The 2240-nt window shown below is 64.6% G+C and carries 3 protein-coding genes and 1 other annotated feature; all 3 genes read left to right on the forward strand.

Going from position 1 to position 2240, the window contains the following annotated elements; translation table 11 throughout:
* Window positions 1-82 precede the first annotated feature (82 nt).
* Entirely contained in the window at window positions 83-973 is an 891-nt protein-coding gene (locus tag RMCN_RS32100; protein ID WP_067389744.1) for an HNH endonuclease signature motif containing protein, read from the forward strand.
* 45 nt (window positions 974-1018) lie between these two features.
* Complete coding sequence (locus RMCN_RS12980; RefSeq protein ID WP_067389747.1) at window positions 1019-1336, forward strand: transposase; 318 nt, start codon at window positions 1019-1021, stop codon at window positions 1334-1336.
* Window positions 1294-1410: a sequence feature (AL1L pseudoknot), on the forward strand. Its footprint overlaps the gene before it by 43 nt.
* On the forward strand, window positions 1333-2196 hold the full coding sequence (locus RMCN_RS12985; protein WP_067389749.1) for an IS3 family transposase: 864 nt from the start codon (window positions 1333-1335) through the stop codon (window positions 2194-2196). (Overlaps the previous feature by 78 nt.) The genes RMCN_RS12980 and RMCN_RS12985 overlap by 4 nt, the downstream gene beginning before the upstream one ends.
* Window positions 2197-2240 lie beyond the last annotated feature (44 nt).

Here is a 2240-nt window from a genome sequence, read left to right on the forward strand (position 1 = left end):
CTCGCCAAGCTGTTTCCAGGGCGACTTCCGTTGTGTTAGAATACAATTCGTAGTCAAATCACCTCTGACTTACACAAAATTCGTGACAGGCTCCTCGGCCGGACACGACGATGCCCGCGCGGCGCACTTCCTGATCAACATCATCGCCGAGGCCGCCACCGCGGCCGCCGCACACGCCCAAGCCGCCCCAGCCGCTCAAGCACAAACCCAGCCCGCGTCAGCACCATCCGAACCCGCCCAAGCACAAACCCAACCCCCGCCAGCACCGGCCCAAGCCGCGGAAAGGCCGCCGGACGCGACCGGGGCACAGCCGGACGCCACTGAGGTAGAGCCGATCCATCCGGCAACGCAGCCGGCCGCGACTGCCCCAGAGCCGAAGACCGCCGCGCAGTCGCCGGCGGAGGCGGGCGCGCAACCGGCCGAGCCCCCGGCGCCCTCAACGCAGCCGCAGCCCACCCCCCAGCCGCAGCCGCAGCCCACCCCCCAGTCGCCGGCGGCGTTGATCATCGGTGGTGGGGTGATCCCGACACCGTTGTTGGCCGAGCTGATCGGTCAGGGGGCCAAAGTCCAGCCGGTGCACCCGCCCCCGGCGGCACCGGGGGCCGGGTATCGGCCCTCACCCACCACCGCGCGGTTCGTCCGGATGCGCGATATGACGTGCCGGTTCCCCGGCTGTGACCGCCCAGCCGAATTCTGCGATTTCGACCACACCACCCCCTATCCAGCCGGGGCCACCCACCCCTCCAACATCAAATGCCTGTGCCGAATCCATCACCTACTCAAAACCTTCGGCGGGTGGAGCGATCAACAACACCCCGATGGCACCGTGCAATGGACCGCCCCGACGGGGCGAACCTATCTGACCCACCCGGGCAGCCGATTGTTCTACCCCGACTGGGACACCACCACCGCCACCGTGCCCACCAACACCGCACCCGCAGCGCGCGGCGACAAAGCCGCGATGATGCCGTGAAGTGCCCCGGGTTTTGTTCCGATCTTCATAGGAGGATTGGAAGCTATGCCCCGTCAGTATTCGCCGGAGTTCCGGCAGCGTGCGTTGCGGTTGGTGGACACCATGATGGAGGCCTCGGAAATATCTGAGTTCGAAGCCATCAAGTCCGTGGCGAGCAAACTCGGCATTTCGGAGGAATCGGTGCGCCGGTGGCGCCGCAAGGCCCAGATCGACGCCGGTGAGCGTCCCGGTACATCCAGTTCCGAACACGCCGAGATCCGCAAGCTCAAGCGTGAGAACGCTGAATTACGCAGAGCCAATGAAGTGTTGAAGACTGCGTCTGCGTTTTTCGCAGCGGAGCTCGACCGTCCCGCGACGAAATGATCGCCTACATCGATGCTCATCGCGGTCAGTTCGGGGTCGAGCTCATCTGCCGGGTTCTGCGGGCAGCTATCCCGGGATTCTTCACTTCCCGCAGCTATCGAGCCGCCCGGACCCGGCCCCCGTCCGACCGCGAAATCCGTGACGAGCAGCTGATCGCTGACCTGGTCACGGTGCACCGTGAGAACTTCTCGGTCTACGGGGTCAAGAAGATGCACCGGGCCATGAAACGCAAGGGCTGGCACCTCGGCAGAGAACAGACCCGCCGGTTGATGCGCAAAGCCGGCCTGCGCGGCGTGCAGCGTGGCAAACCGGTGTTCACCACCGTCACCGACCCCGCTGCCGCCCGGCCCGCTGATCTGGTCAATCGCCAGTTCCGAGCCCCAGCACCCAACCGGTTATGGGTCGCCGACATCACCTTCGTGCGGACCTGGCAGGGCTTCTGCTATACCGCCTTCGTCACGGACGCCTGCACGAAGAAGATCGTCGGGTGGGCGGTCTCGGCCACGATGCGCACCGAAGACCTTCCGTTGCAGGCATTCAATCACGCGGTGTGGCAATCAGATTCAACACTATCTGAGTTGGTCCATCATTCCGACCGCGGATCGCAGTATCTATCGCTGGCCTATACCGACCGGCTAGCCGAACTCGGGATCGCCCCTTCGGTCGGGTCGCGTGGCGATAGTTATGACAACGCCCTCGCCGAGGCCGTCAACGCCGCCTACAAGACCGAACTAATCAATCGTGGCAAGCCCTGGCGATGCATCGACGACGTCGAACTCGCCACCGCCGAATGGGTGGCCTGGTACAACCAGGAACGCCTTTCTCTAGGGTCTCCTCGAGTGTTGCGTGACGTTGCGTAGACCGGCGACACGGACCGGTTCTGCAACAGATCTCCCGGGTTGTG

The organism is Mycolicibacterium novocastrense (genome assembly GCF_001570485.1).
GTDB classification, from domain to species: Bacteria; Actinomycetota; Actinomycetes; order Mycobacteriales; family Mycobacteriaceae; genus Mycobacterium; species Mycobacterium novocastrense.

What these genes read in the sequence shown, in the direction of transcription:
- RMCN_RS12980 (WP_067389747.1), top strand. Translation starts at nt 1,019, where the DNA reads ATGCCCCGTCAGTATTCGCCGGAGTTCCGGCAGCGTGCGTTGCGGTTG.
- RMCN_RS12985 (WP_067389749.1), top strand. Translation starts at nt 1,333, where the DNA reads ATGATCGCCTACATCGATGCTCATCGCGGTCAGTTCGGGGTCGAGCTC.